The sequence below is a fragment of the Pararhizobium sp. LjRoot238 genome (assembly GCF_964252955.1).
GTDB lineage: Bacteria > Pseudomonadota > Alphaproteobacteria > Rhizobiales > Rhizobiaceae > Pararhizobium.
The window spans coordinates 2909472-2930404 of the sequence record NZ_CAXUPP020000001.1 but is presented as its reverse complement, the minus strand read 5'-3'; the positions used below and the strand labels follow the sequence as shown (position 1 = coordinate 2930404).

At 61.5% G+C, this 20933-nt stretch carries 17 protein-coding genes and 1 other RNA gene; all 18 read right to left on the bottom strand.

Going from position 1 to position 20933, the window contains the following annotated elements:
• Positions 1-91 precede the first annotated feature (91 nt).
• Positions 92-1885, bottom strand: coding sequence for a cell division protein FtsZ (gene ftsZ / locus ACSQ3F_RS14195; RefSeq protein ID WP_436100808.1), 1794 nt, complete (start codon positions 1883-1885; stop codon positions 92-94).
• A gap of 92 nt (positions 1886-1977) precedes the next feature.
• A complete protein-coding gene (gene ftsA / locus ACSQ3F_RS14190; RefSeq protein WP_436100807.1) occupies positions 1978-3309 on the bottom strand; it encodes a cell division protein FtsA in 1332 nt (443 codons plus the stop codon).
• Positions 3306-4238 (bottom strand): cell division protein FtsQ/DivIB, encoded by a 933-nt coding sequence (locus ACSQ3F_RS14185; protein WP_436100806.1) that lies wholly within the window; start codon positions 4236-4238, stop codon positions 3306-3308. The genes ftsA and ACSQ3F_RS14185 overlap by 4 nt, the downstream gene beginning before the upstream one ends.
• On the bottom strand, positions 4226-5152 hold the full coding sequence (locus tag ACSQ3F_RS14180) for a D-alanine--D-alanine ligase (protein WP_436100805.1): 927 nt from the start codon (positions 5150-5152) through the stop codon (positions 4226-4228). The genes ACSQ3F_RS14185 and ACSQ3F_RS14180 overlap by 13 nt, the downstream gene beginning before the upstream one ends.
• Positions 5153-5313: 161 nt before the next feature.
• On the bottom strand, positions 5314-5757 hold the full coding sequence (locus tag ACSQ3F_RS14175) for a hypothetical protein (RefSeq protein WP_436100804.1): 444 nt from the start codon (positions 5755-5757) through the stop codon (positions 5314-5316).
• Positions 5758-5776: 19 nt separating this feature from the next.
• A complete protein-coding gene (murB, locus tag ACSQ3F_RS14170) occupies positions 5777-6751 on the bottom strand; it encodes a UDP-N-acetylmuramate dehydrogenase (RefSeq protein WP_436100803.1) in 975 nt (324 codons plus the stop codon).
• On the bottom strand, positions 6748-8163 hold the full coding sequence (gene murC / locus ACSQ3F_RS14165; RefSeq protein WP_436100802.1) for a UDP-N-acetylmuramate--L-alanine ligase: 1416 nt from the start codon (positions 8161-8163) through the stop codon (positions 6748-6750). The genes murB and murC overlap by 4 nt, the downstream gene beginning before the upstream one ends.
• Positions 8160-9284 (bottom strand): undecaprenyldiphospho-muramoylpentapeptide beta-N-acetylglucosaminyltransferase, encoded by a 1125-nt coding sequence (gene murG / locus ACSQ3F_RS14160; protein ID WP_436100801.1) that lies wholly within the window; start codon positions 9282-9284, stop codon positions 8160-8162. Before murG ends, murC begins: the two co-directional genes overlap by 4 nt.
• A gap of 206 nt (positions 9285-9490) precedes the next feature.
• The gene (ftsW, locus tag ACSQ3F_RS14155) at positions 9491-10645 is read right to left on the bottom strand and encodes a putative lipid II flippase FtsW (protein ID WP_436100800.1); all 1155 of its coding nucleotides are present in this window, start codon (positions 10643-10645) and stop codon (positions 9491-9493) included.
• Between the two features lie 60 nt (positions 10646-10705).
• A complete protein-coding gene (gene murD, locus ACSQ3F_RS14150) occupies positions 10706-12097 on the bottom strand; it encodes a UDP-N-acetylmuramoyl-L-alanine--D-glutamate ligase (RefSeq protein WP_436100799.1) in 1392 nt (463 codons plus the stop codon).
• Between the two features lie 6 nt (positions 12098-12103).
• On the bottom strand, positions 12104-13204 hold the full coding sequence (mraY, locus tag ACSQ3F_RS14145) for a phospho-N-acetylmuramoyl-pentapeptide-transferase (RefSeq protein ID WP_436100798.1): 1101 nt from the start codon (positions 13202-13204) through the stop codon (positions 12104-12106).
• 123 nt (positions 13205-13327) lie between these two features.
• A complete protein-coding gene (locus tag ACSQ3F_RS14140; protein WP_436100797.1) occupies positions 13328-14761 on the bottom strand; it encodes a UDP-N-acetylmuramoylalanyl-D-glutamyl-2,6-diaminopimelate--D-alanyl-D-alanine ligase in 1434 nt (477 codons plus the stop codon).
• A 1-nt stretch (position 14762) separates the two neighbouring features.
• On the bottom strand, positions 14763-16223 hold the full coding sequence (locus ACSQ3F_RS14135; RefSeq protein WP_436100796.1) for a UDP-N-acetylmuramoyl-L-alanyl-D-glutamate--2,6-diaminopimelate ligase: 1461 nt from the start codon (positions 16221-16223) through the stop codon (positions 14763-14765).
• A gap of 63 nt (positions 16224-16286) precedes the next feature.
• Positions 16287-18056 (bottom strand): peptidoglycan D,D-transpeptidase FtsI family protein, encoded by a 1770-nt coding sequence (locus tag ACSQ3F_RS14130; protein WP_436100795.1) that lies wholly within the window; start codon positions 18054-18056, stop codon positions 16287-16289.
• The gene (gene ftsL / locus ACSQ3F_RS14125; RefSeq protein WP_436100794.1) at positions 18056-18454 is read right to left on the bottom strand and encodes a cell division protein FtsL; all 399 of its coding nucleotides are present in this window, start codon (positions 18452-18454) and stop codon (positions 18056-18058) included. The genes ACSQ3F_RS14130 and ftsL overlap by 1 nt, the downstream gene beginning before the upstream one ends.
• Before the next feature lie 3 nt (positions 18455-18457).
• Positions 18458-19483, bottom strand: coding sequence for a 16S rRNA (cytosine(1402)-N(4))-methyltransferase RsmH (gene rsmH / locus ACSQ3F_RS14120; RefSeq protein ID WP_436100793.1), 1026 nt, complete (start codon positions 19481-19483; stop codon positions 18458-18460).
• 14 nt (positions 19484-19497) lie between these two features.
• Positions 19498-19938 (bottom strand): division/cell wall cluster transcriptional repressor MraZ, encoded by a 441-nt coding sequence (gene mraZ, locus ACSQ3F_RS14115; RefSeq protein ID WP_436102153.1) that lies wholly within the window; start codon positions 19936-19938, stop codon positions 19498-19500.
• Positions 19939-20360: 422 nt separating this feature from the next.
• An RNA gene (gene rnpB / locus ACSQ3F_RS14110) (RNase P RNA component class A) lies at positions 20361-20759 on the bottom strand.
• Between the last annotated feature and the right edge of the window lie 174 nt (positions 20760-20933).

The following is a 20933-nucleotide window of genomic DNA, read 5'->3' as shown; positions in this document are numbered from 1 at the left end:
GCAAGGTAACCACTGAAACCAATTGATAATCCATAAAAAATGCCCGGGCGCAAACCCGGGCATTTCGGCAAGGTGGAAGGCGGGTAGAAAATCAGTTCGACTGACGGCGCAGGAACGCCGGGATTTCGAGCTGATCATCTTCATGCACTCGCGGCTGCGAGGCGGCGCGAGCACGGTCGTCTAGAGGAGCAGCCCGGCGCGGTGCGTAGACGCTTGCTTCGGGAGACAGCGGACGGCGCTGCTGGGAGGCGGCGGTCGGCGCACCGGCGGTCATGTCCGCGGTGACATTGTGGTCTTCCTCGTCGCGGCGACCGAGCGAACTGGTGATTCGCTTCAGCAGCCCCATCGGACCGCGTTCTTCCTGCGGCACGGGCTGGGCACGATGCTCGGCTTCGGCCTTCACCATCGGCGGAAAGTCTTCCACCTTCGGCATGCGGACCGGCTCGGCCTGCTGGCGGATCACCGGAGCGATCGGCTCCTGACGAACCTGGACAGCCGGGGCCTGAACGGCGGGCTGCGGCTGGTAGGCCACCGTTTCAACCGTCCGCTGCACCGGAGCGGCAGCCTGAACGATCGGCTGTTCGACCGGAGCAGCGCCAGCAAAGAGCTTGCTCTGCGGGCGGAACTCTTCCTGCGCCTGCTGGACCGGAGCAGCTGCTCCACCGCGCGGCATCGACAGGAACAGTTCACGTTCCAGTTCGGCTTCGCGGATCGCACGAGCGATATCGTCGGACGACTGGGTCGGCTGGGCGACCGTCTGCTGGACGACCGGAGCCGGCTGGGCGGCAACCGGAGCCGACTGCGGCTGAACGGCGACAGGGGCCTGCTGGACGGGAGCCGCCGGGATCGCAGCCGACGGACGGACGATCGGCCTTGCTACCGGACGAAAGTCAGCAGAACGACCGGCCACCTCTGCGGCCGTACGATCGATACCCGTCGCCACGACCGAAACGCGGATGAGGCCTTCGAGTTCTTCGTCGAACGTTGCACCGAGGATGATGTTGGCGTCTGGATCCACTTCCTCGCGGATGCGGGTCGCAGCTTCATCGACTTCGAACAGCGTCAGGTCGCGGCCGCCGGTGATCGAGATCAGCAGGCCCTGCGCGCCCTTCATCGAGGTTTCGTCGAGCAGCGGGTTGGCGATAGCAGCTTCGGCGGCGGCCATTGCGCGGCCTTCGCCGGATGCTTCGCCGGTCCCCATCATGGCGCGGCCCATCTCGCGCATCACCGAACGAACGTCGGCGAAGTCGAGGTTGATCAGGCCTTCCTTGACCATCAGATCGGTGATGCAGGCAACGCCGGAATAGAGAACCTGGTCGGCCATCGCAAATGCGTCGGCAAACGTGGTCTTGTCGTTTGCGATCCGGAACAGGTTCTGGTTCGGAATGACGATCAGCGTATCGACCGACTTCTGCAGTTCGGCGATGCCCTGATCGGCGAGACGCATGCGGCGCTGGCCTTCGAAATGGAACGGCTTGGTGACGACGCCGACCGTCAGGATGCCCTTGTTTCGGGCGGCCTGCGCGACGACCGGCGCAGCGCCGGTACCGGTGCCGCCGCCCATGCCGGCGGTGACGAAGCACATATGCGTGCCGTTCAGGTGATCGATGATCTCATCGATGCATTCTTCAGCGGCAGCGCGGCCGACTTCCGGCTGCGAGCCGGCGCCGAGGCCTTCGGTCACGGCAACACCCATCTGGATGATGCGTTCGGCCTTGGTCATGGTCAGCGCCTGGGCATCGGTGTTGGCGACCACGAAATCGACGCCTTCGAGGCCTGCGGTGATCATGTTGTTGACAGCGTTGCCGCCGCCGCCGCCGACACCGAAGACGGTGATGCGAGGCTTCAGCTCGGTGATATCCGGCTTTTGCAAGTTGATCGTCATTGTACCCGTTCCTTCCTGGTTTCTGGCCGCCTTGCCGAGCCGGCCAAATCACTAAATTCCGTATTGCATCCCGTCAGCCGAAGCCGATGGGCTCAAAAGCTTTCCTTCAGCCATTGGCCCATCCGGGCGATACGGCTGTTGTTTCCTGCGAGCGACGAGAGCAGGCCGCCCTGTGTCGCGTGCGTTTCCATGTCCGCGACCTGCGGATAGATCATGAGGCCGACGGCCGTCGAAAAGGCCGGGCCCTTGGCCGCTGCCGGCAAGCCCGACACGCCAAGCGGACGGCCGATGCGGACGTTGCGCGCGAGGATGCGGCGCGCCGCTTCCGGCAGACCGGTCAACTGGCTGGCGCCGCCCGTCAGCACGATGCGCTTGCCGACGATCGGGCTGAAGCCCGAACGCTGGATACGATCGCGGATGAGTTCGAGCGTCTCTTCGATGCGGGCGCGCACGATGCGCGAGACAAGCGCCCGTGGCACATGCGTCGGCTGGTCGCGTTCGTCCTCACCAATCGGTGCGACCGACACGATGTCGCGTTCGTCCGCACTGTTGGGCAGAGCCGAGCCATGAACCACCTTCAGGCGCTCGGCATCCTCGATGCGGGTCGAAAGGCCACGCGCCAGATCGGTCGTGACGTGATGACCGCCGAGCGAAACGGCGTCGGCGTGCACCAGCTTGCCTTCGGCAAAAACGGAGATCGTCGTCGTGCCGCCGCCCATGTCGATGGCGGCGCAGCCGAGTTCGACTTCATCATCCACGAGCGCAGCGAGGCCACTGGCATAAGGCGTCGCGACGATGCCTTCGACCGACAGGTGCGCGCGGTTGATGCAGAGTTCGAGATTCTTGAGTGCGGCGCGTTCGGCCGTCAGCACGTGCATGTCGACACCGAGCGAATCGCCGAACATCGCCAACGGATCGCGGATGCCGCGCTCGCCGTCGAGAGAGAAGCCGGTCGGCAGCGAATGCAGGATGACGCGGTCCTGGCGCAGCGACTGCTGGCCGGCGGCGGCGAGAACCTTTTTGAGGTCAGCGGCGTCGACTTCCTGTCCACCGAGATCGATGGAAGCGGTGTAGATATCGCTCTGCAGGCGGCCGGCGGAGATGTTGACGATCAGGCTGTCGATCGTCAGCCCTGCCATGCGCTCTGCCGCGTCGACCGCGAGACGAACGACGCTTTCGGCGGCATCGAGATCGGCGATCACGCCGTTCTTCATGCCGCGGGACTTGTGATGGCCGATGCCGATGATCTCGATCGAATGGGTGCGGCCCGGCAGGATCTGGCTCTCGGCACGCGGCGTCAGCCGTCCGATCATGCAGACCACCTTGGTGGAGCCGATATCCAGCACCGATACAACATGAGACCGCTTGGAATTAAGCGGCTTCAGACGGGGCAGACCAAAACTCGAAGAACCGAAAAGACTCATATACGGTTCTCCTGTTCCTGCTTCTTCAGCATTTTCGTGCGCGCTTCCAGAACCACCTGCCGGCGGGCAGCGGCTTCAGGGGTCAGCTGTATCGCGGTGCGATCCTCGAGCCGCAGATCAACCGCAGCAATATCGCGTTCCAAAAGCTGCTGCCCCTCCTCCATCGTCGAAAGCACCTGCATGGCGCGGTCGATATCGTGTTCAGGCAGCTTGATGGTGATGCCGTTGTCGAGCATCAGATCCCAGCGGCGGCCGGCAACGCGAACGTAGGCTTTGACGCGCTTCGAGATTTCCGGCCACTGCGAAAAACGCTCGTAGAACGCGGCGGCAGCCGTTTCGGCATCGCGGCCGACGAATAGCGGCAGGTCCGCGAACTTGTTGTCGCGGAGTGGGGCAATCACGCTGCCGCTCGCCTCGATGAGGGAAAGATCGGAGCCGTGCTGCCAGATGCCGAAGGCCTTGCGCTCCTTGAGGCTGACTTCGATGGTACCGGGATAGACCTTGCGGACCGCAACATCCTCGACCCAGGGCATTTCGCTGATCAGCTTACGGGCGATATTGATATCGAGCGCCACCAGCGACGTCGTGCCGTCGAGGCCGAGCTGCTGCAGGATATCGATTTCCGAGGTCTGCTCGTTGCCGGAAACCTTGACGTCCTCGATCGCGAAACCAACGGCAGTCGTCGTCGTCTGCGCGAAGTCCTGACTGTGGCCGCCGAGCGACATGCCGTAGAATCCGGTCGCAGCCAGGAAGGCCAGCGCCGAGACGGTGCCGGTGTGCGGGGCGAAATGGATGCGGCCGGTTCCAAGGCTGACGAGGAAGCGCACGACGCGGCGCAGAGGCCGCGGCAGAACGCGCTGACCATCGAGATCAGCCACCTCCAGCGGAGCACGCACCCTTGCTACCTTCCTGCTTCTCAACGCAAACACGACGCGTCCTCCACCATCCACCTGAGGAATTCACCGAATGTATGGCCGGCATGCGCCGCCATTTCAGGCACCAGAGAGGTTGGAGTCATTCCGGGCTGAGTGTTGACCTCCAGCCAGATGAGCTCTCCGTCTTCAGAGAAACGGTCGTCAAAGCGGAAGTCGGAGCGGCTTACGCCGCGGCATCCAATCGCCTGATGCGCCTTGACTGCGAGTGTTTGTATTTTTTGGTAAATATTCGGTAAAACATCCGCCGGAATGACGTGTTTTGAGCCGCCTTTTACATACTTTGAATCGTAATCGTAGAAGGCGTGGCCCTGCGGAATGATCTCGGTCACACCGAGCGCCTTATCACCCATGACGCCGCAGGTCAGTTCGCGGCCGTAGACGTAACGCTCGACCATCACGCGGTCGCCGTAACGCCACTCGCTGGAGGTGATCACCTGCGGCGGATGCGACTGGTCTTCCTTGACGATGACAACACCGAAGCTCGAGCCCTCGCGAACCGGCTTGACGACATAAGGCGGCTTCATGGGATGTTGCGAGCCGAAATCATGGCGATCCATGATCAGCGCCTCGGCAACCGGAATACCGGCGGCACTTGCGACATGCTTGGCCTGCGCCTTGTCCATGGCGAGCGCAGACGCCAGAACACCGGAATGGGTATAGGGGATTTCGAGATATTCCAGGATGCCCTGGATCGTGCCGTCTTCGCCGAAGGGGCCGTGCAGCGCATTGAAGGCGACGTCCGGACTCAGATCGGCAAGAACGGAGGCGACGTTGCGATCAACGTCGATGCGGGTGACGCGATAGCCCTCGGCTTCCAGAGCATCGGCGCACGCAGCCCCGGAGGACAGGCTCACCGGCCGCTCCGAAGAAAATCCGCCCATCAGGACAGCGACGTGCTTACCACTCATAAAAACCCCCGACATTACGCCAGTCTTACAAATTCCGCTTGCGCCTAGCTTATTCACGCTTACGAGTCGCATCCCTCAGGCACAGACCCACTAGAACGGCATTATGGTTAATGAACCGTTTACTTTGGTTAATCCGGTCCAGAGGACGGATGAAATATTTGCTATCGAATCAACGGCCTGCTCGATTCATCGCTTGGAATCAGAGAGTTAAATCCGATGCAACTGATTTTCGGAAACGCGGCCGATAAAACAGAAAGGCCCCGCGCATTTGCGCGAAGCCTCCCTGCATCCGATTGACGGCGGGATAAGCAATCGGCGGCATCGTCTGGAAGGTTGTCGGCGAAGGCGACTGATAGCTCCGCAAATGCACGCAGTGCGTTTTTAATCATCCTGGTGATATCGGAGGCGATTGACGCAATGGGGCGCGACAGATTTGCGACGAACAGGCCCCGAAATTTTGCCATTTGTTGCGCTTGGGCATGACCTATGTCGGCGTGGCAGCGCTGATCACGCTCGTCTGCATCCTGCTTTCGGTGAGGTCTGAGGCCTCGACGTTCAACACGGACGAAAAAGCCGCGGTGGATCACTCCGCCGCGGCTTTTCATTGTCCGTAAATTTTAAGGATCAGGCAGTCAACTGGCCAAGGAATTCCTTGACCTCGTAGCCTGGCATGAAATTGCCAATGCGCTTGATCTCCCATTCGAGCTTGATGCCCGAGGTTTCATAAACCCGCTGGCGTACGGTTTCGCCGAGATATTCAAGCTCGTAGCCGCTCGCCTGGCCAGTATTGATCATGAAATTGCAATGCATCGGCGACATCTGGGCGCTGCCGATCATCAGGCCGCGGCAGCCCGCCTCGTCGATCAGCTTCCAGGCGGAATGACCGTCGGGGTTCTTGAAGGTCGAACCGCCGGTCTTCTCGCGGATCGGCTGCACCGTCTCGCGGTGCTGGCGCACCGCATCCATATCGGCGCGGATCTTCGCCTTGTCTTCCGGATAGCCCTCGAAGACGGCATGCGTGAAGATCAGGTCATTTGGCGCGGAGGAATGCCGGTACGTGTAGCCCATGTCGGCATTGGTGAGCACGTGCTTGTTGCCCTTGCGATCAACCGCATGAATCTCGATGACACGATCGCGCGTCTCGCCGCCATTGGCGCCGGCGTTCATGCGCAGGGCACCGCCGATCGAGCCGGGAATGCCGTAGAAGAAATGAAAGCCGCCGATGCCGTGATCCAGCGTCATTGCCGCAAGGTTCTTGTCCGGGCAGATCGCCCCCGCTTTGACGCGGGTCTCCGAAACCAGCTCGATATCGCCGAAGCCCTTGGCCGAGAGCCGGATGACGACACCCGGAATGCCGCCGTCGCGCACGAGCAGGTTCGAACCGACGCCTGCGACCATGACAGGCACTTCGGCCGGCAGCAGCTTCAAAAAGGCCACGAGATCATCGGTGTCATGCGGCTGGAACATCAACTCCGCAAGGCCGCCGGCACGAAACCAGGTGACGCGGTCCATTGGCGCATCCGGCGTCAAACGCCCGCGCAATTCGTTCACGCCAGCCCCAAGAGAGGCTAGTAGCTTGGTACCATCAACCTGTTTCATGCGGAATTTCCTGAAATGCCTGCGAGTTCCTTCGGAAGGGCGGCAGCCCAGTAAGTGATGCTGCCAGCCCCCAAGAGAACCACAAAGTCACCCGGTTGCGCAATGGCAGACACGATCGGCGCGATCACTTCCGGGCCTTCGATGAAACGTGCGTCGCGGTGGCCACCGGCCTTGATGCGGGAGACGAGTTCCGGCGAGCTGATGCCTTCGATCGGATCCTCACCGGCTGAATAGACCGGCGCGAGCAGGACTGTATCGGCATCATTGAAGCAGGCGGAAAATTCCTCGAAGAGGCTGTGCAGCCGCGAGAAACGGTGCGGCTGGTGCACGGCTATGACGCGGCCCTGGCAGGCTTCGCGCGCAGCCCTCAGCACAGCCTTGATCTCGACGGGATGATGACCGTAGTCGTCATAGATGCGCGCACCGTTCCACTCACCGGTGAAGGTGAAGCGCCTCTTGACGCCACTGAACGCTGCCAGCCCCTTGGCGATGGCGTCCGGTTTGATGCCGAGACGTTGGGCAACCGCGATCGCGGCCGTCGCGTTCGAGACGTTGTGACGACCCGGCATCGGCAGTCGCAGATCCGGCAATTTGATAATCTGGCCGGTTCGGCGGCGGCGGATTTCGACGTCGAAGACCGATGTTGCGCCGTCCATGCGGATATTGGAAAAGCGCACATCCGCTTGCGGGTTTTCACCATAGGTGATGACCTTGCGGTCCTCGATCTTCGAGACCATGGTCTGGACTTCCGGGTGATCGAGGCACATGACGCCGAAGCCGTAGAAGGGTACGTTTTCGACGAACTGGCGGAAGGCGGCACGCACGGCGTCGAAATTGCCGTAGTGATCGAGATGCTCGGGGTCGATATTGGTGACGACGGCGACATCGGCGGGCAGCTTCAGGAAGGTGCCGTCCGACTCGTCGGCCTCGACCACCATCCACTCACCCTCGCCCATGCGGGCATTGGTGCCATAGGCATTGATGATGCCGCCATTGATGACGGTCGGGTCGAGCCCGCCGGCTTCGAGAAGCGAGGCGACCATCGACGTGGTCGTGGTCTTGCCATGGGTCCCACCGATCGCGATCGCATTGCGGAAGCGCATCAGTTCGGCGAGCATTTCGGCGCGGCGCACGACCGGCAGCAGTTTTTCACGCGCGGCGATCAGTTCCGGATTGCTCTTCTTGATCGCGGTCGAGACGACGACAACTTCGGCATCGCCGATGTTTTCCGCCTTGTGGCCGACGAAGACCTCAATGCCCTTGTCACGCAGGCGCTGGACGTTGGCGCTGTCGGACTGGTCGGAGCCCTGTACTCTGTGGCCGAGATTGTGCAGCACTTCGGCAATACCACTCATGCCGATACCACCGATGCCGATGAAATGAACCAGGCCGATCGTCTGCGGCATCTTCATGAGCGTGTTTCCTTGAACTGTGCAATCGTCGAACCGCTGGCAATAGCTTCAACCATGGCGGCAAGCAAGCGCGCTGCATCCGGTTTGCCCGCCTGTTTGGCACTTGCCGCCATGCCGGCCAGCTTGGTGGGGTTGGTCATGGCCTCGGTCAGGATCCGGCTCAGTTTTTCGCTGGAAAGCTCTGCCTGGGCGATCACCTTGGCGCCACCGGTCGCGGCAAGCGCTGCCGCATTGGCGGCCTGATCATGATCGAGCGCATAAGGGTACGGAACCAGAATGGCCGGGCGGCCGATCACGGAGATCTCCGAGACCGTGGAGGCGCCGGACCGGCAGATGACCAGATGAGCCTTGGCGATACGCTCCGCCATGTCGGTAAAGAACGGCGCGATGTCCGCATTCATCTCAAGCTTGGCAATGCAGCCCTCGACCATCGGCATGTCTTCGGCGCGGGCCTGCTGGGTGACGCGCAGGCGCGCCCGCAAGCTGTCGTCGAGCAGGCTGATTGCCGTCGGCACACTCTTCGAAAAATACTGCGCGCCCTGGCTGCCGCCGAAGACGACGAGGCGGAATTCTTCGCCTTCACCAGACGGCTGATACGGCACCTTGGCGGCTTCCAACACCGCCGGACGGACGGGGTTGCCCGTCGTGACGGTCTTTGCCGCATAGAGGCCATCCGTTTCCGGCAGAAAACCACCGGCAATTGCCCTGACGCGCTTGGCCAGAGCCTTGTTCGCCCTTCCCATCACGGCATTCTGCTCATGGATCATCGACGGAATGCCCATGCGGGTCGCTGCGTATAAAGGTGGAATGGTTGGATAGCCGCCGAAGCCAACCACCACTTTTGGCCTCACCTTCGCCATCAGGCGGTGGGCAATGCGGACGCCGGACCAGAGCGTCCACAGCGAGCCTGCGACTTTCAAGGGGTTTTTAGACCCGATAGTCGCGGAAGGCACGACATGGATCTCGTCGGCGGGAAACCTTCCCGCGTAGCGCTCCGCCCGGCTATCCGTCACGAGATGCACGGAATAACCCAGTGTCTTTAGTTCGTGCGCCAGCGCTTCGGCCGGAAACAGATGGCCGCCGGTCCCGCCGGCGGCGAGCATGATGATGCCTTTGGTCATATGGTGCCCGTCCATGCACGCGGAGAGGAATACCCCCCTCTGTCACTTCGTGACATCTCCCCCTCAAGGGGGGAGATCAATCTTTTCCCTCGCCTACCTTTAATCAAAGTCAAGGAGGCGAGAGCCTGACGGCCGATCTCCCCCCTTGAGGGGGAGATGTCCCGGTGGGACAGAGGGGGGTAACTCACCACGGACTCCATGCTATCTTACTCCGCCGGAACGCCCATGCCGGAGCGGAACAGGCTGCGCTCGACGGCACGCTTTTCCGGACGATGGCGGGTCAGCGCCAGGATGAAGCCCGCCGTCACACTGATCGCCACCATGGATGAACCGCCATAGGAGATCAACGGCAGGGTCATGCCCTTGGCCGGCAGAAGCTCGAGATTGACGCCTATATTGATCATCGACTGGATACCGATCTGCAGCACGAGGCCGGCAACGGCGAACCGGGTGAAGTCGTTACGCTCGCGGAAGGCGTGGGAGAGACCGCGCATGACGAGGAAGGCGAAGATCAGCACGATGACCATGCAGAAGATGATGCCGAACTCTTCCGCCGCGACCGAGAAGATGAAGTCGGTGTGGCTGTCAGGGATAATCCGCTTGACGACGCCTTCGCCCGGGCCCTGCCCCAGCCAGTCGCCGCGAATGATCGCCTCACGCGCGGTATCGACCTGGAAGGTATCGCCCTCGCCGGTCAGGAACCGGTCGATACGGCCGGCCACGTGCGGCAGGATCGTATAAGCGACCACGAGCCCCCCGACAGCCGAACCGCCGAGAACGATGATCCAGAGCCACGGCATGCCGGCCATGAAGAACATGCCGCCCCAGACGGCCGTCGTCAGGATGGTCTGGCCAAGGTCGGGCTGCGCCACGAGCAGCGCCACGACGATGCCGTAAAGCAGGATGGCGAACAGATTGCCTGGAATTTCCGGCTGGCGCGCATGCTCGGAGAACAACCAGGCGCAGACGACGACGAAGGCCGGCTTCATGAATTCGGAAGGCTGAACCGACAGGCCGGCAAGCGAAATCCAGCGGCGGGAGCCCTTGACCTCGGCGCCGAAGAACAATGCCAGCACCATGAAGGCAAGCGAGGCGAGAAGCAGGATCATCGCCGTTCGGCGCACCTGCCGCGGCGAGAGGAAGGAGATGCCGATCATCACCGCGAGCGATGGCAGGAGGAAGGCCGCGTGTCGCTTGACGAAGTGGAAGCTGTCGAGATTGAGCCGTTCGGCGACCGCCGGGCTTGCGGCGAAGGACAGCATGAAGCCGATCCCCATCAACAGAATGAAGGTCGCCAGGAAGAACCTGTCGATCGTCCAGAACCAGTCGGCCACGGGGCCACGCTCGGCACGGCTTACCATCTCTTCGTCCCCTTCAACGGCGCGTCCGGCGCCCGGATCTCAACGCAAGGCCACCGGCCTTCATATCAGCATCGTTACGCCTTCGATCACAGCAACATGGCTGACGAAGGCATCGCCCCTGACTTCAAAATTCTTGTACTGGTCGAAACTTGCGCAAGCCGGGGACAGCATCACGGCCGACGGCCCCGTCGTGTCCTTCGCCGCATCAGCGGCGGCATGAGCAACGGCCTGCTCCAAGGTCCCGGAAATTTCGAAGGGGACAGCCTCACCCAACGTCGCGGCAAAAGCAGGTGCCGCCTCGCCGATCAGGTAAGCCTTGGCGATCTTCGGGAAGAATGGCGCCAGCGTCGTGACACCACCCTCCTTCGGCAGGCCGCCGGCAATCCAGTAGATCCGGTCGTAACTCGATAAAGCGGGAGCTGCCGCATCCGCGTTGGTCGCTTTGCTGTCGTTGACGAAAACCACCTGCCCCTTGCGGCCGACCGGCTGCATGCGGTGCTTCAGACCCGGGAAAGACGAGAGGCCTTTGACGATGTCAGCCTGCGAGACTCCGACGGCAAGGCAGGCGGCAATCGCTGCCGCCGCGTTCTGGGCATTATGGCCGCCGCGCAGGGTCTGGATGCCATCGAGATCGGCAAACAGGCTGGTTGCTCCGGCCCGGGCCTGCACGATCCGGCTGCCCTCGGCATAGAGACCATCAGCCAGTATGTGGCGCCGCGAGATACGCACGACCTTGGTGCCGGAGCGCTCGATGCGATCGGAGATCAGGCTCGAAAAACTGTCGTCGACGCCGACAACGGCAACCCGGCTTCCGGCGACCAGACGTTCCTTGATGTCGGCGTAGTGCTGCATCGACCCGTGCCGATCGAGATGATCCGGTGTCAGGTTGAGCAGGATGCCGGCGGACGGATTGATCGTCGGCGCAAGGTCGATCTGGTAGGAAGAGCATTCGACCACATAGAAGCGGCCGTTCTTCGGAGGATCAAGCGTCAAGACCGCCGTGCCGATGTTGCCGCCAAGCTGGGTGTCACGGCCGCTGGTCTTGAGGATATGGGCGATCAGCGCCGTCGTCGTGGATTTTCCATTGGTGCCGGTAATGGCGATGAAGGCGCAATCCGGCGCATAGGCCCGCCGCTCGCGCACGAAAAGCTCGACATCTCCGATGATCTCGACACCGGCTGCATGGGCAAGATCGACGGTCCAGTGCGGCTTCGGATGCGTGAGCGGAACGCCCGGCGACAAAACGAAGGCGGAAAAGGCGCTCCAGTCCGCCTGTCGCAGATCACCGGTACCGATGCCCTCGGAAACCGCCTTGGCGACGCTGTCGGGATTGTCGTCCCAAGCCGTCACCTTCGCACCACCGGCAACCAGCGCCTGGGCCGTCGCCAGACCGGAGCCGCCGAGACCGAAGAGCGCGACCTGCTTGCCCTGAAATGTCGTGACCGGGATCATCGGCTCTTACCGCAGCTTCAGGGTCGCGAGGCCGACCATGGCGAGGATGACTGCGATGATCCAGAAGCGGATGACGACCTGGCTCTCGGTCCAGCCCTTCTTTTCGAAATGATGGTGGATCGGCGCCATCAGGAAGACGCGCTTGCCGGTGCGCTTGAACCAGAAGACCTGGATGATCACCGACAGGGTTTCCATGACGAACAGGCCGCCGATGATGATCATGACGATCTCGTGCTTGGTGGCGACGGCGACGGTGCCGATCAGGCCTCCCAAAGCGAGCGAACCGGTATCGCCCATGAAGATAGCGGCCGGCGGTGCGTTGAACCAGAGGAAGCCGAGACCTGCGCCGATGACGGCGCCGAGGATGACGGCGAGTTCACCCGTGCCGGGGACGAAATGGATCTGCAGGTAGTTCGCAAAGACCGCGTTACCGGCAAGGTAGGCGATGACACCGAAAGAGGCGGCAGCGATCATGACCGGCACGATGGCAAGTCCATCAAGACCGTCGGTCAGGTTGACCGCATTGCCGGCGCCGACGATGACGAAGCCGCCGAACAGGATGAAGAAATAGCCAAGATTGAGGGTGAAATCCTTGAGGAACGGGAATGTCAGCGACGAGCCGAAGGTCGACCCGGCTGCCCCCGCCGATTGGGCGGTCCGCATCATGAAGAAGACGGCGATGGCGGCGATGACGAACTCGAACCCCAGACGGGCCTTGCCCGAAAAGCCCTTGTCCGACTGTTTCGTCACCTTGAGATAGTCGTCGTAAAAACCGATGGCGCCGAAACCGAGCGTCACCAGCAGGGTCGAGACCACGTAGACGCTGGAAAGATCGGCCCAGAGCAGCGAACTTCCGACGATACCGGCAAGGATCATCAGCCCGCCCATGGTCGGCGTGCCGGCCTTCTTGAAATGGGTCTGAGGCCCGTCCGCGCGGATCGGCTGGCCACGGCCCTGCCGGACACGCAGCGACGAGATTATGCGCGGGCCGAACAGGAAGACGATGATTGCCGACGTGAACAGGGCGGCGCCGGTACGGAAGGTGATGTACCGGAAGAGATTGAAGAATTGAAAATGGTCCGCCAGTTCGACAAGCCAGATGAGCATAAGGGACCTTTCCCCAAAGGTTCGTTGCAGGTGTCATCCATCAGAATCACCGAATGGAAGAATAACTGCGTGGTATCAAAAGTGTCAGCATGGAACTTCGGCCATGAAAGCCTTGTCCCAGCCTTATTCGGCCCGTCCCGTCTCGGATGACGGCGGATATTTCTCAAGCAAAGCCGCAATGATCCTGCCGCAACCGGTCCCCTTGGACGACTTGATCATTACCACATCTCCGGCCGCGATCGAACCGAGGGCGAATTCCTTCAGTTCCTCGACCGTTTCGCGATATTCGACGCGGATATCCTCAGAAAGCGCATCGCGCAGATGCGCCATCTCCGGTCCGGCGAGCCAGACATCGCGGATACCAGCTTCAACCAGCGGCGCAGAAAGCCCGGCGTGAACCTTGCCCGCGAATTCGCCCATTTCCAGCATGTCGCCGAGAATGGCGACACGCCGGCCGCCCTCGGGCAGTTCGGTATCCTTAAGGAGAGCGATCGCCGCCCGCATCGATGCTGGATTGGCGTTGTAGCTTTCATCGATCAGAACGAAGGAACCCGCGCCGATCGGCAGACGGTACCTTGCGCCTCGCCCCTTCTCCGGCACCAGGGTGGCAAGGGCCGCAACCGCTGCATCCACGTCCGCCCCAACCAGACCGGCGGCACCGAGCGCAGCCAGCGCGTTTTCGGCGATGTGACGGCCCGGCGCGCCCATCTGGATTTCCATCGTCCTGCCGCCGATCGCCGCCCAGAGCACAGCCCCTTCCGAGCCGCCTGCGAATTCCACCATGCGGAAATCGGCCTTGGCGCTGCTGCCGAAGCTGTGCACATGCGCGACGCCTAGCACCGCTGCTGCATTTTCCAGCGTTTCGAATTGCTCGTTATCGCGATTGAGGATCACATGGCCATCGTCGACGAGCCCTTCCATGATCTCCACCTTGGCAGCGGCGATTTCGCCGAGATCCTTGAAATTGCCGAGATGGGCGGCGGCGATCGTGGTGATGATCGCCACATGCGGGCGAACCATCCTGACCAGCGGCCGGATCTCGTCAGGGTGGTTCATGCCGATCTCGAAGATGCCGAAATCAGTATTTTCCGGCATGCGCGACAGGGTCAGCGGCACGCCCCAATGATTGTTGAACGAGGCAACCGACGCATGCACCCGGCCGGACGGCGACAACAGGTGGCGCAGCATCTCCTTGGTGGTGGTCTTGCCGACGGAACCGGTGACGGCGATGATCCTGGCGGCGCTGCGGTCACGGGCCGCACAGCCGAGCCGCACCATGGCCTCAAGCACGTCATCGACGACGATCATCGGCGCGATCAGCCGCCCGAGCGCCGGCAGTTTCGCCTCGCTGACGACCAGGAGTGCTGCGCCGTTGGCAATCGCGATGCCGGCATAATCGTGGCCATCGACCCGGTCGCCCTTGATCGCGAAGAAAGCCTCGCCCTTGGCGATGGAGCGGCTGTCGATCGAGATCCCGGTAATGCCTTCAGGCAGGTTTCCCATCGGGCGGCCATGCATGGCCGCCATCAGGTCGCTTACTGTCCAGAGAAAGCTCAAATCATTGACCTCCCAATGCTTTTCTCACTTCGGCATGGTCGGAGAAAGGCAGGGTGACGGAGCCGATCGTCTGCCCCTCCTCGTGCCCCTTGCCGGCGACGATCAGCGTATCGCCGGATTTCAACATCGTGACGGCAGCCTTGATCGCTTCCGCACGGTCGCCGATTTCGGTCGCGCCCTTGGCAGCCGCCATAATCTCGCTGCGAATGATTTCGGGCACTTCCGAGCGCGGATTGTCGTCGGTGACGATCACCACGTCGGCAAGCCGCGTCGCGATCTCGCCCATGATCGGACGTTTGCCCTTGTCGCGATCACCGCCGCAGCCGAAGACCACGATGATCCGGCCGGTCGTGAACGGACGGACGGACGTCAGGACGTTTTCCAGCGCATCCGGCTTGTGGGCGTAATCGACATAGGCGAGCGCGCCGTCCTTGGTATGGCCGACCAGTTCGAGGCGGCCTGAAGCCCCCTGAAGCTTTTCGAGCGCCGCCATCGCCGCTTTGGCGCTGACGCCGGTGGACATTGCGAGACCGGCCGCGACGAGCGCATTGGATATCTGGAAGTCGCCGGCCAGCGGTACGTGCACCTCGAAAATCTCATCGCCGACATGAACCTCGGCGATCTGCTTGTGACGGAAATGCTCGACGCGTTTCAGGCTCAGATAGTCGCCCTTGCGGCCGACGGTCAGCACCTCCTGACCGGTTGCCCTGGCTGCAGCGATCGCCGGTGCCGACCAGGCGTCGTCGGCGAAGATCACCGCCGGCGATCCCTTCGGCAACACGCCGTCGAACAGCCGCATCTTGGCGGCCATATAGTCCTCGACGGTCGGGTGGTAATCCATGTGATCGCGGCCGAGATTGGTGAAACCGGCGGCGGCAAAGCGGACGCCGTCCAGCCGGCTCTGGTCGAGCCCGTGACTGGAAGCCTCCATCGCCGCGTGGGTGACGCCGGCATCGGCCAGTTCGGCGAGCAGCCTGTGCAGCGAGACCGGATCCGGCGTCGTCAGCGAGCCATAATCGTTGCGACCGGGCGCGATGACGCCGGTCGTGCCGATCATTGCCGCTGCATGGCCGGAATGCGCCCAGATCTGGCGGGTGAACGAGGCGACCGAAGTCTTTCCGGCCGTGCCTGTTACGGCCACCATTGTCTGCGGCTGGCGGCCGTAGAAATTCGCGGCTGCGAGCGCAAGCACACGGCGGGGCGCCGAGGCGGCAAAAACCGGCGCTGAAACATCTTCCGAGGGTTTTGCGCCCGCGACCACAGCTGCGGCGCCGCGCGCAATTGCGTCATCAATGAAGGTCTTGCCGTCCGCCTTGCTTCCCGAAAGCGCCACGAACAGCGCGCCAGGGACGACCTGCCGGCTATCGGCGGTGATGGCGGCAATATCGATATCGCCTGCGGCGGCGTTCAACTGCGCGGCAATTTCCGGGAAATCCTTCCCGATCAGGTCTTTGATCTTCATGGATGCACTTTTCAGTTATACCGACCCGCCGGGCGGCGAATCCTCCAGATTGTCATTCCATGGTCAATAAGACACAAGCAAGGCAGAACCGTCTTCGCCGAACTTCGGTTCTACACCAAGAAGTGGCGCAGAGCGGCTGATAATCTTCTGAACCATCGGTGCCGCGGTGTAGCCCGCGATGCGCCCGCCGCTCTCGCCTGTCAGAGGCGCATCGATGATAGACAGGACCACATACTGCGGATCATCGATCGGGAAGCCGGCGATAAAGGAGTTGAAGTTCAGATCGGAGGAATAGCGACCGTTGATGACCTTGTCCGCCGTCCCGGTTTTGCCACCGACGTTGAAGCCGGCCACCTGCGCGCTGCGTCCTGATCCGGCGATGCCGTTCCAGCGGAACAAATACCGCATGTCGGCGCTCGTCGTCGGCTTGACCACCTGCTTTGCGAGTTCCGCCGTCTGCTCTTCGGTCCTTGGCAGGAAGGTCGGCGGGATCAGGTACCCGCCATTCATCAAAGCCGCGCCGGCGATGGCCGTTTGGAGAGGCGTTGTTGAAACACCGTGACCGAAAGAGATCGTCACCGAGTTGATTTTCTTCCAGACGCGCGGCTGGCTCGGGGTTGCCACCTCGGGTAGTTCGGTATCCATCTTGCTCAGGAGGCCGAGGCGGGTCAGAAATTCCTTGTGCGCATCAAGGCTGACGAGATCGGCAATCTTGGCTGTGCCGATGTTCGAGGAATACTGGAATATTTCCGGAACGGTCAGCACCCTGTGCCTGCCGTGGAAGTCCTTGATGGTGAACCCACCGAGCCTGATCGGAAACCGCGCGTCAAAACTGTCTTTCAGCGTCATCTTGCCGGAATCAAGGCCCATGGCGAGCGTGAAACTCTTGAAGGTAGAGCCCATCTCGAATGTGCCGTTGCTCATCCGGCTGAACCAGCCTTCTTCATATTTCTTGTCGATCGAACCATCGGGCAATGTGCGTGACGGCTGGTTCGGATCGTAATCGGGCACCGATGCCATTGCGAGAATTTCACCCGTCTTGGCATTCAGCACGACGGCACCAGCTGCCTGCGCCTTGTAGTTGATCATCGCGTCGACGACGACGTCATGGACGATGTTCTGGACGCGCAGGTCGATCGAGAGGCGAACGGGCTCCAGTTTTGCATTGCTCGTCATGCCGTTCGCGGCAAGATCGGCCAGCCCCTGGCTATCGATAAAGCGCTCCATACCGGCGATGCCACGGTTGTCGATGTTGACATGCCCAAGAACATGCGAGGCGGTCCGGCCGCCCGGATAGAAGCGGCGCTTCTCTGGTCGAAAGCCGATGCCGGGAATGCCGAGCGCCAGGATTTCACTCTGCTGTTTCGGCGTGAGTTGACGGCGCAGCCACTGGAACCGCGATTTGGATTTCAGCTTGTTGTAGATTTCCGCGACATTGAGATTGGGCAGGACAGTCGACAATTGCTCGACCGCCTCGTCGGCATCGACGATCTTGTGCGGCTCGGCATAGAGCGAGACGGTGCGAATGTCGGTCGCGAGGATTTCACCGTTACGGTCCAGAATATCAGGGCGCGAGGCCATCAAATTGTCGGCGCGGCCGATGCTGGAAACCGTGTCGGGCTTCGCCAGACCGTATTGCACGAGGCGGCCGCCAATCACGCAATAGACCGCGGTGAAGCTGATGATGACGATCGCAACACGGCTGCGCGCCTGGCTGCTGCTCTTCTTGCGCGTTCCTTCGAACGGCATTCCGAGATCGCCGGGATGGTTGTTGCCGCCGGCAGAGAAATGAGCCTTGCTCTTGACGACCATGATGCGGGACAGAAAAGACATCAGCGTGCCACCGAACCTGTTGCGATATTATCCGTCTTTGCCAGCGGCTTTTTCGGCTTGCCCTTGGCCATGCCCATCACCTCGAGGACATCCTCCGGCGGCGGCAGATCGGCTTTCAGCATCGGCAGCTCTTCCGGACGGGCGAGCTGCGTCGAGGCGGTGGGCGTAAGCTGCAGGTCCTGCTGGTAGACGGTGACGAGCTTTTCAAGGCGATTGGGCTGGGAGAGCAGCGCCCAGTCGGCGCGCAGAAGGTCGATCGTATCTTCCTCGAGCTTGATCTCCGCCTCCAGCTTGCGCACTTCCTCCAGCTTGTTTTCCGCCTGGTGCTTGATCGTGTAGGTGACCGTCGCTGCGGCCGTCATGACGACGATCAGGACAATGTCAAAGGTGCGCAACATGTCTCAGCCCCCAATCTTTCCAAGGCTCGCGAGGTTCGGCAAATCGAAGATGGACAGATCATCTGCCTGAGGCGGGGCATCGGTGCGGGCGCCGACCCGCATCTTGGCGGACCGGGCGCGCGGATTGCGGGACGCTTCTTCTTCACTGGCCGCCACCATAGATTTGCCAACTGGTGCGAAAGTTGCCGCACGCTCGTGCACCAGCGGCAGATGACGCGAACCGGAGGCCTTGCCGGCGCGATCCTGGAAGAATTTCTTGACGATCCGGTCTTCCAACGAATGGAAGGTGACGACTGTCAGCCGCCCGCCCGGCTTCAGCACGCGCTCGGCGGCAAACAGCGCCCGGGCGAGTTCGCCCAGTTCGTCGTTGACAAAGATCCGCAGCGCCTGGAAGACACGCGTGGCGGGATGAATCTTGTCCTTCGCCTTGCGCGGCGTGACGATCTCGATCAGCCCCGCAAGGTCGCGCGTCGTGACGAAAGGCTCTTCGAGACGGCGTTTTTCGATGGCGCGGGCGATTCGGCCGGATTGCGGTTCTTCGCCGAGAAAGCCGAAGATGCGGGTGAGGTCCGAAACCTTGGCCCTATTGACGACGTCTGCCGCGGAAACACCGTCGGACGACATGCGCATGTCGAGCGGCCCGCGCTTCTGGAAGGAGAAGCCACGCTCGGCCTCGTCGATCTGCATGGAGGAAACGCCGATATCGAGCACGACGCCGTCAAGTCCGCCCTCCGGGGCATATTGCGCAAGGTTTGAGAAGCGCGAATGCACCAGGGTGAGATGGCCTTTGCTGGCAGCGACCAGCGGCTGCCCGGCGCGAATGGCCGCCGGATCGCGATCGAGCGCAATCACATCGGCACCAGTCGCCAGGATGGCTAAGGTATAACCGCCGGCACCAAAGGTGCCATCGAGGATGATCTTGCCGGGGGCGAGATCGAGGCTCGCAAGAACCTCTGGGAGAAGAACCGGAATGTGACGGACCGGTCCGCCATCGGCATCGGGTAAACCTTCGCCTTGATCCGCCATCATTCCGCTTCTCCACTCTAGTCCGAACGCCGACCTCGCAACCTGCGTTCTTCCCGTGCAGCCACTTGTGTTTCCAGAAACACCTGCGGCGCCCACAACTGAAAATGATCCGCCCGCCCCACGAAGGTGACTTCCGTGGTTATTCCGGTGAAGTCGCGGATGAAATCCGTAACCATCAATCGGCCTTCCTGGTCGAGCTTCATGAAGACCCCGCCCCCATGAATCAGGAGCGACATCTGATTGGCCTGCGGCGAAAATGGATCCTCGCCACTGATTTGCCTTTCGAAACGATCCAACAATTCCGGACCGCCGGCGCTGATAGCCGGAAAGACGAAATCCTGAAAGCAATAAAGCTCCCGGATATCGAGCACCGACAAAACAGATCGAAACATCGAAGGAACGGAAACCCGCCCCTTTGCATCGATCCGGTTTGTCGCATGCGATAGGAAGCGGTTCATGACGCGATACTGCCGTTTCCGGTAAACGCGCAAGCCCCAACAACCCGCGCACACCCTCAAAACAAGACACAACACTTCGCCATCGGGCGACATGCCCGTTCGAAACCCCTCCGCAGGGCGGTCCCGAAAGTTGCGGTGAATCGGCCTCAATCAGCCCGTGTACTGTGCATGAATGGGATAACATGGGACCATATGGGCGTCAATGGGATTTGCTCTATTTCAGCACGCGTCGTAAGCAAATATTGATAGTCCGTTAAGTTTAACAAATGGTTACGACAGACCCCTCAAGACTTTGGATTCACTGTCGAATCCTCCTCCGGTAAAATGATTACTTTAAATATTAGCAAAATATAAAAATAATAATCATTCAAGCGGATACACGATTTTTGAATTCGCGCTGGCCGGGATCAAGAAGAGGAGAATTTGCCAGTTGGCCTGTAAGCCGGGTTCTGTATGGCTCCGGCCCGAAAGCCGGAACGTGGCAGCCATTCATCTGGGACAACGCTTGCGCGCTGCCTCCTGCAACCCACCCGGATGACTGGCCCGGAAAAGGCCGGGCCGCTTGCGCGGTCCACGTCATCCCTATTCGGTCTTGCTCCCGGTGGGGTTTGCCTTGCCACCCATGTTGCCATGCGCGCGGTGGGCTCTTACCCCACCCTTTCACCCTTACCTGCCCAAAGGCAGGCGGTATCCTCTCTGTGGCACTTTCCCTGGGGTCGCCCCCGCCGGACGTTATCCGGCACCGTTTTTCCGTGGAGCCCGGACTTTCCTCCCCCCGCAGCCTTTCGGCCCTAGCGGAGAGCGGCTGCCCGGCCAACTGGCAGGCGGTGCATAACCGACGCATCCGCCAATTGCCATAGATAAATATTAATAAGGCATCGCCGCCGGTGATTCTACTGGTAGCAGACGGCAAAATCCGTCTCGTATTCCCGCGCATCCAACTGGCCGTTCTCGAGCAATAACGCTCCGAGCCGCCCGATCTCATCCGAACTCAA